Below are 8,013 nucleotides of genomic sequence, written 5' to 3' on the forward strand. Positions count from 1 at the left end.
TCCTGGTATGTGCACTTTGCCTCGGGCACCGCCACGTCCGACGAACGCGAACAGTTCGCCCGCTGGCGCGACCGCCAGCTCGGCATCGCTCAGTTCTACATCCAGGGTGTTGGCCTGGGCGTCGATATGAATGACGTCGCCATCGCGGATCAGGCCGATGGGCCCGCCCGAGGCGGCTTCGGGGCCGGCATAGCCGATGCACAGCCCGCGCGTGGCGCCCGAGAAGCGGCCGTCGGTCAGCAGCGCCACTTTCTCGCCCATGCCCTGCCCGTACAGCGCCGCCGTGACGCTGAGCATTTCCCGCATGCCCGGCCCGCCCTTGGGCCCTTCGTTGCGTATCACCAGCACTTCGCCCGGCTGGTAGGTGCGCTGCGACACGGCGCGCATGCAGTCTTCTTCGTTTTCGAAGACCCGCGCCGGCCCGGAAAACCGCAACGACTTCAGGCCGGCGATCTTCAGCAGCGCCCCCTGGGGGCTGAGATTGCCCTTGAGCACCGTGACACCGCCCGAGGGATGAATGGCCTGCGTGCAGGGCCGCACCACCTGGCCGTCGGGTTCGGGGGCGTCGGCCAGCGCCTGTTCCAGGCTGCGGCCATCCAGGGTAAGCACACTGCCGTCCAGGTAGCCGCCTGCCAGCAGGGCCTTCAGTACGGCCGGTACGCCGCCTGCTTCGTGCAGATCGCGGGCCAGGAAGCGCCCGCCGGGTTGCAGATCGGCAATCAGCGGGGTGCGGCGGAACACCTCGGCCACGTCGTCCAGGGTGTAGCGTATGCCGGCCTCGTGCGCGATGGCGGGAATGTGCAGCGCGGCGTTGGTGGATCCGCCCGTGGCGGCCACCGCGGCACAGGCGTTGTCCAGGCTGGCGCGGGTGACCAGGTCGCGCGGCAGCGGGCCGCCGTCGGCCAGGATGCGCATGACCCGCAGGCCGGCCTGCTGGGCAATGGCCAGGCGTTCGCTGTACACCGCCGGCATCATCGCCGACCCCAGCGGCGACAGGCCCAGGGCCTCGCCCACCATGGCCATGGTGTTGGCAGTGAACTGGCCCGGGCACGACCCGGCCGACGGCGTGCAGGTGCGCTCCATGGTTTTCAGCTCGGCGGCCGTCATGGTGCCGTGCTGCACGCGGCCCACGGCCTCGATGGTGTCCAGGATGGTGGCCTGGCGGCCCAGGGCATGGCCAGGCAGCGTGGCGCCGCCATACAAGAATACGGCCGGCACATTTACCCGCACCATGGCCATCATCATGGCCGGCAGGGTCTTGTCGCAGCCGGCGAACGCCACCAGCCCGTCATAGGCGTGGCCGCGCACCACCAGCTCGACGCTGTCGGCGATGGTCTCGCGCGACAGCAGGCTCATGCGCATGCCGGCATGATTCATCGAGGTGCCGTCCGATACCGATATGGTGGAAAAACTCACCGGCACGCCGCCGCCGGCGGCCACGCCCAGGCGGGCGCGGTCGGCCTGGGGCGCCAGCCCCATCGAACAGGGCGTGTTTTCGCCCTGGGTGCTGACGATGCCGACCACCGATTTTTCCAGGGCCTCGTCGTCGAAGCCCGTGGCGCGCAGGAAAGCGCGATGCGGGGCCCGGGTAAGGCCGTGGGTGACCATGCGGGAGCGGTGCTTGTGCAATGACATGGGGAATCCAGGTAAGGCGCGCGCAGGCATCAGGCGCCGGCCAGCATGCCGCGGTGCGCCGTCAATTTATCGAAGGCCCAGCAGATATCGCGTTCCATGGCGGCCCGCGCCTGGCCGGCGTCGCGCTGCGCAATGGCTTGCACGATGGCGGCATGGAATTCGGCGCCGGGCCGTTCGTCGGAATGCATGAGTTCGCGGGTGGCGCGCAGATAGGGGCCCGACTGCAGCCAGAGGCTTTCGATGGTGGCCATCATCGAGTCCGAGCGCGCCGCGCGGTAAATCGTGAAATGGAACAGCTGGTTGTTTTCCAGGCCGTCGGGCACTGAAGCGGGGTCGGCCAGCGACTGGCCGATTTGCGCCGCCAGGCCGCGCAGGGTGTCCAGTTCCTGGCCGGTGATGTGCTCAACCGCCCAGGCCGTGACGGTGCCCTCGATCAGCAGGCGGGCGCGCCGGATGTCTTCCAGGCGCGCGCGCGAGATCACCGGCACGCGCATCGACCGGCTTTTCATGGGCTCCAGCGCGCGCTGTGCCGCCAGCCGGCGCAACGCCTCGCGCACCGGCATGGCGCTGGTGCCGAAGGCGTCGGCCAGTTCCTGTATGCCCAGCACTTCGCCCGCGGCGTAGTCGCCGCGCATCAGGTGGTCGCGCAGCCGGCGGTACACCGCTTCGTTGACCGAGGTGTGCACCAGGGGCGCCAGGTCGGGATGGGCAGGCATTCAGATCTTTGATCAAAAATCAAAGACGCTAATTTGCGCAAAAAACCCCGGCCCGCCTATCCAGGTTTCCCCTTACTGGCGGCCGGGGCGCGCGCCGGCGCGGGCCTTGGCGCTTAGCGTGGGTGGCGGGCCTTGTACGCCTGGCGGTACTTGTGCAGCAGGGGCTCGGTGTAGCCATTGGGCTGGCCCAGCCCTTCGAACACCAGCGCGCTGGCCGCCTGGTAGGCGATCGAGGTGTCGAAATGCCCCGCCATGGGCTGGTACAGCGGGTCGCCGGCGTTTTGCTCGTCGACCACCTTGGCCATGCGTTGGAAAATTTCGCGCACCTGCTCGCGGGTGGTAACGCCGTGGCGCAGCCAGTTGGCGATATGCTGGCTGGAAATGCGCAGGGTGGCGCGGTCTTCCATCAGGCCGATGTCGTTGATGTCGGGCACCTTCGAGCAGCCCACCCCCTGGTCGATCCAGCGCACCACGTAGCCCAGGATGCCTTGCGCGTTGTTCTCGATTTCGCGGCGGATATCGTCGGGCGACCAGTCGGCGGGGTTGCCCACCGGCACGGTCAGCAGGCCGTCGAGCAGTTCGCCGCGCACGCTGGCCAGCGGCGTGCCTTCCAACTGCTGCTGCACGGCCTGCACATCCACTTGGTGGTAATGCAGGGCATGCAGGGTGGCGGCCGTGGGCGACGGCACCCACGCGGTGTTGGCGCCGGCCTTGGGGTGGGCGATTTTCTGTTCCAGCATGGCGGCCATCAGGTCGGGCATGGCCCACATGCCTTTGCCGATCTGCGCGCGGCCGCGCAGGCCGCAATCCAGGCCCACCAGTACATTGCTGCGTTCGTAGGCGGCGATCCAGGCGCTGGATTTCATGTCGCCCTTGCGCAGCATGGGCCCGGCTTCCATGGCGGAATGCATTTCGTCGCCCGTGCGGTCCAGGAAACCCGTGTTGATGAACGCCACGCGGCCGGCGGCGGCCTGGATGCAGGCCTTCAGGTTGACGCTGGTGCGGCGTTCTTCGTCCATGATGCCCATTTTCAGGGTGTGGCGCGGCAGTTCCAGCAAGTCTTCGACGCGGTCGAACAGCTCGTTGGCGAAGGCGACTTCGGCCGGGCCATGCATCTTGGGCTTCACGATGTAGATGGAGCCGGTGCGCGAATTGCGCTTGCCGGCGCGGTCGGGCAGGGCCGCCAGCACCGTGACCACCGCGTCCAGGATGCCTTCGGGGATTTCGTTACCGTCCTGGTCGAGCACGGCGGGGTTGGTCATCAGGTGGCCCACGTTGCGCACGAACATCAGCGAACGGCCGTGCAGCGTCAGCGTGCCGCCGCCCGGAGCCTGGTATTCGCGGTCGGCGTGCATGCGGCGGGTGAAGGTTTGCCCGCCCTTGGTGACCTGTTCGGTCAGGTCGCCCTTCATCAGCCCCAGCCAGTTGCGGTACACGTGCACCTTGTCTTCGGCATCGACCGCGGCCACCGAATCTTCGCAGTCCATGATGGTGGTCAGCGCGGCTTCGACCACCACGTCTTTGACGCCGGCGGCGTCGGTGGCGCCGATGGCGTGCGCGCGGTCGATCTGGATTTCAATGTGCAGGCCGTTGTGCTTGAGCAGGATGGCCTGCGGGGCCCGTGCCTCGCCCTGGAAACCCGCGAACTGGCCGGCCTGCTTCAGCCCGGTGCTGCCTTGCGGCAGGGCCACGCGCAACTGGCCGTTGTCGACGCTGTAGCCGGTGGCGTCGGCGTGCGACCCCTGCGCCAGCGGCGCGGCCTGATCCAGGAAGGCGCGGGCGCGCGCGATAACCGCCTGGCCGCGCCCGGGGTGGTAGCCGCGCCCGGTGTCGCCGGGCGTGGGGGCAATGGCGTCGGTGCCGTACAGCGCATCGTACAGGCTGCCCCAGCGCGCGTTGGCGGCGTTCAGCGCATAGCGCGCGTTTGACATCGGTACCACCAGTTGCGGGCCGGCCTGCTCGGCGATTTCGGCATCCACGCCGGCGGTGCTGGCCTGCACGGTATCGGGTTGCGGCTGCAGGTAGCCGATTTCTTCCAGGAAGGCGCGATAGGCGGCCAGGTCGCGCACGGGGCCGGGGTGGGCGCGGTGCCAGGTATCCAGTTCGCGTTGCAGGCGGTCGCGTTCGGCCAGCAGGGCGCGGTTGCGGGGCGCCAGGTCGCGCACCAGGGCGGCAAAGCCGGTCCAGAAACGTTTGCCGTCGACGCTGCTGGCGGGCAGGGCCTCGTCCTGAATGAAGCGGTGGAGCGCGGCCGCCACTTGCAGGCCATCTTGCTGGATTCGATCAGTCATGCGGGTCTCGGAAAGGATGAAATCGGGGGCCGGCCCGATCCGGGCAGCGAGCCTACATCATCGGTGCTGGGGGCGGCGCTGTCCAGCCGAAAGGCCACTGGTCATACCAGTTTATTTTCCCCACGTTTGCCCGTTAACCGGTTTTTATGGTGTGATTCCAGCAATTTGAATGCAATATGGCCGTAAGGTCTGGCACAGGCCCCAGCCTGGTCATACCAGTAGGACGAATATGGAAACCGAAGCCGTCGCGGGCCGCCAAGTGGCCGATGTGGTTGCCGAGCGCATCGAGCGCCTGATCATGGACGGGGTGCTCAAGGCTGGCCAGGCCCTGCCCTCGGAACGCCGCCTGACCGAAAAGCTGGGCGCGTCGCGCACGGCGCTGCGCGAAGGGCTGAAGCTGCTGCGCGCGCGAGGCATTATCCGCACCGAGCAGGGCAAGGGTTCGTTCGTGGCGCCTATTTCGCAGGTGGACGCCGGGCCGCTGGTGCACCTGTTCCATTCGCAACCACGCACCCTGTACGATCTTCTGGAAGTGCGCGCCCTGCTGGAAGGCGAATCGGCGCGGCTGGCCGCCATACGCGGCACCGAGGCCGACTTCATCATGATCCGCCGCCGTTACGACGAGATGATCGCGGCGCACGGGCAGGATACCGACATCGCCACCCATGCCCACCTGGACCACGCATTTCACCTGGCGGTGTGCGAGGCCTCGCACAACCCCGTGCTGACGCACACGCTGCAATCGCTTACCGACCTGATGCTGGGATCGGTATTCGCGTGCGTGAACAACCTGTACCACCGCCAGCCGCACAAACGCCAGATCGACCTTCAGCATGAAAGCGTGTTCCACGCCGTGACCGGGCGGCTGCCCGAACAAGCCCGCCAGGCCGCCACCGACCACGTCAATAGCGTGCGGCACAGCCTGGGCGAGATCGAACAGGAAGAACAGCGTCTGGTGCGCGCCACCCTGCGCCTGGAAGGCTGGGCCTGAGGCCGGTTCCTATCAAGCGGCCCGGCGCCGGCCCCGGCTATACGGCGGCGATGCAGCTGGCCAGGGGCTGGCCCGCATAGATGCGGCCGTGGCGGTTGGCCAGCAGCGCGTCCAGCGGGATGCTTTCCTGGCCCACGAAACCGCGCTGCGGCAGCACGCCCTGCGCCACCAGATCCAGGGCGGTGCAGATCCCGGCCGCCGTCGACAACTGGATGGCGCTGAGCGCGTGGCCGTCTATGGTGTCGCCATAGACGCGCGCCGAGTACGACTCCTGCAGCAGCTGCTTGCCGCGATACCCGCTGGCGGATGCCAGGATCACGATCACGTCCTGCGCGGTGGCGGGAATGGCGCTTTCCAGAATGTCCTGCAGCAGTTCGCGGCGGTCGCGCAGGCGCAGGTCGTTCAGCAGCAGTTTCATGATGCTGCAGTGGCCCGGATAGCGCACCGACTTGTAGTCCACGTTGCGTGCCTTGCCCAGCAGGGTTTCGGGCAAGGTGCCCAGGCCGCCCGAGGTATTGAAGGCCTCGTATTCCACACCGTCCAGGGTGAAGGTCTCGTAGCCTTCCAGGGGCGGCACGCGGGCCAGCTCGCCGTCGACGATGGCCACGCAGGGGTTGCAGTACTCGTTGATCAGCCCCTCGGTGCTCCAGGTGAGGTTGTAGCGCAGGGCATTGCCGGGGTAGCGCGGCAGGGCGCCCACCCGCATGCGCAAGTCCAGCAAGGGGTCGAAACGGCGCGCCAGGTCATGGCCCAGCACGCCGATGAAGCCCGGCGCCAGGCCGCACTGGGGCATCAGTACCGTGCGCGCGTGGTCCGCCAGTTCACGTACGGCTTGGGTGCTGGCCACGTCTTCGGTCAGGTCAAAATAGTGCACGCCGTGCCGCGCGCACAGCCCGGCCACGGCAATGGCGCGGTGGAAAGGCAAGGCATTCAGTACGGCGTAGCGGCCTGCCACGGCATCTTGCAGGGCGGCGTCGCTGGCGATGCGCAAGGTCTGGCAGCCCAGCGCGGCCACGGCATCCAGCCGCGCCGCGTCCTGGTCGGCCACGCAGACGTGGTAGTCGCCCGTGCGCTGCAGCAGCAGGGCGATGGCAAAGCCGATTTTTCCGGCTCCCAGGACGGTAAGGGACGGCAGTGCGCGGGACATGGCTGGCTCTCCGGAAGGCGTATGGGTGCCTTCATGCTAGTGCCGTCTGATGTCGATATGTAGCGCACATAACGCCGATTTGCCCTGAAAAATCGAACGAAATGACGGAATAAATGGGCAATATGTCTAACGACAGGCCCGCAAGCATGAAAAAGCGGGCCCCGTGGGGCCCGCTGCGGGGATGCCTGCCCGCCGGCAAGGCACATCAGCCTTGCGAGGGGTAGTCCAGGTCGCCGAACGAGTAGTGGCCTTCGGCCTTGGCGTGGGCCAGTTCGTCGCGCACCTCGGCGCGGGTCAGTTGGGAATCGTCGCTGGCGGCTTGGGGCGGGTATTGCTGTTCGCCGTAGGTGATCAGGCCGGCGGCACGGGCCTGGGCCAGTTCCTGTTGAACCTGGGCGCGGCTGGCGCTGGACGTCTGGGCCACGGGGGCGGGGTAGTCCTGCTCGCCGAAGCTGTACTGGCCGTTGGCCTTGGCCTGGGCCAGTTCGGCCTGGACCTGGGCGCGGGTCAGCGGTTGCGAGTTGTCGGCGGCCTGGGCACCGGCGGCGACGCCCAGGGAAAGCAGAATGGCGGTAGCTAGGGTTTTCATGGCAAATCTCCAGTTCGATGTCTTGGGCTGCGCACCCGGCGATTGCTTGGGGGCGTGAATGTTTCCCGGTGAAGACATTCTGGACTTGCATGGCACTAGGATAAACCCTAGTTTTTCGAAAATATTTTTCCAAATATGCGACTAATCTGAGAGGCGCAGGGGGAATTGCGGGGTGGGGAGGGGGCGATGACTTGTGGCTGGCGGTGGGTGGTTCTTCTGGCGTCGGCGTGATTCCGCATTGCCGGGGCGAGCGGGGTGCTTGGCATGTTTGGGGCATGCCCGGGTAAAGGAAGAGGATTGTGCGCTGCCGGCCTAGCGCTGCAATTCGTCTTGCGCGTCCTTCAGGTCGGCCTGGGCTTCTTCGAGTTTGCGCTGGGCCTTGTCGATTTTGTCCTGGCGGCCGTCGGCGCGGGCTTCGGCCAGTTCTTCTTCGCGTTCGGTGACTTCTTCGCGGCGTTCGGCGATGGCGTCTTCGCGTTCGGCGCGCAGCGAGGCGTCGGTGCACGACCCGCGGGCTTCCGACAGGGCACGGCGCAGGCCGGCTTCGCGCTGGCTGTTGCCCTGGGCCTGCGCGGCGGCGATGTCGTTTTCAATGTGGCAGAACTTGGCCGCGCAACTGCGCAGGGCGCTGCAATCCTGCATGG

7 protein-coding genes are annotated in these 8,013 nt (G+C 67.3%); 1 reads left to right on the forward strand and 6 read right to left on the reverse strand.

Translation table 11 applies throughout. The features are described 5' to 3' along the window. From ilvD to LPZ50_RS18520, 3 genes are all read right to left on the reverse strand, one after another. Positions 1–1,635, reverse strand: a 1,635-nt coding sequence (gene ilvD, locus LPZ50_RS18510; RefSeq protein ID WP_230663448.1) for a dihydroxy-acid dehydratase, incomplete at its 3' end; no start/stop codon positions are given. A 29-nt stretch (positions 1,636–1,664) separates the two neighbouring features. Continuing rightward, positions 1,665–2,351: a GntR family transcriptional regulator gene (locus tag LPZ50_RS18515; protein WP_230663450.1), complete on the reverse strand. Its 687-nt coding sequence runs from the start codon at positions 2,349–2,351 to the stop codon at positions 1,665–1,667. A 113-nt stretch (positions 2,352–2,464) separates the two neighbouring features. Then, the gene (locus LPZ50_RS18520) at positions 2,465–4,642 is read right to left on the reverse strand and encodes a malate synthase G (RefSeq protein WP_230663452.1); all 2,178 of its coding nucleotides are present in this window, start codon (positions 4,640–4,642) and stop codon (positions 2,465–2,467) included. 229 nt (positions 4,643–4,871) lie between these two features. Here LPZ50_RS18520 and glcC point away from each other — a divergent pair, with 229 nt between their 5' ends. Beyond that, positions 4,872–5,633, forward strand: a complete 762-nt coding sequence (gene glcC, locus LPZ50_RS18525; RefSeq protein ID WP_230663454.1) for a transcriptional regulator GlcC — start codon at positions 4,872–4,874, stop codon at positions 5,631–5,633. Positions 5,634–5,670: 37 nt separating this feature from the next. Here the strand turns inward: glcC and LPZ50_RS18530 are convergent, their stop codons facing one another. The 3 genes from LPZ50_RS18530 to LPZ50_RS18540 form a co-directional block, all read right to left on the reverse strand. Continuing rightward, positions 5,671–6,780, reverse strand: a complete 1,110-nt coding sequence (locus LPZ50_RS18530) for a saccharopine dehydrogenase family protein (RefSeq protein ID WP_230663456.1) — start codon at positions 6,778–6,780, stop codon at positions 5,671–5,673. Positions 6,781–6,985: 205 nt separating this feature from the next. Then, positions 6,986–7,369 (reverse strand): DUF4148 domain-containing protein, encoded by a 384-nt coding sequence (locus LPZ50_RS18535; RefSeq protein WP_230663458.1) that lies wholly within the window; start codon positions 7,367–7,369, stop codon positions 6,986–6,988. Between the two features lie 312 nt (positions 7,370–7,681). Then, a partial coding sequence (locus LPZ50_RS18540; RefSeq protein ID WP_230663460.1) for a DUF1090 domain-containing protein occupies positions 7,682–8,013 on the reverse strand: 332 nt, incomplete at its 5' end.

Source organism: Bordetella petrii (genome assembly GCF_020991325.1).
Lineage (GTDB): Bacteria > Pseudomonadota > Gammaproteobacteria > Burkholderiales > Burkholderiaceae_B > Bordetella_A > Bordetella_A petrii_E.

Excerpts from the sequence above, each read along its gene's own strand:
- LPZ50_RS18530 (WP_230663456.1), bottom strand. The coding sequence starts at position 6,780 with ATGTCCCGCGCACTGCCGTCCCTTACCGTCCTGGGAGCCGGAAAAATC.
- glcC (WP_230663454.1), top strand. The coding sequence starts at position 4,872 with ATGGAAACCGAAGCCGTCGCGGGCCGCCAAGTGGCCGATGTGGTTGCC.
- LPZ50_RS18535 (WP_230663458.1), bottom strand. The coding sequence starts at position 7,369 with ATGAAAACCCTAGCTACCGCCATTCTGCTTTCCCTGGGCGTCGCCGCC.
- LPZ50_RS18515 (WP_230663450.1), bottom strand. The coding sequence starts at position 2,351 with ATGCCTGCCCATCCCGACCTGGCGCCCCTGGTGCACACCTCGGTCAAC.
- LPZ50_RS18520 (WP_230663452.1), bottom strand. The coding sequence starts at position 4,642 with ATGACTGATCGAATCCAGCAAGATGGCCTGCAAGTGGCGGCCGCGCTC.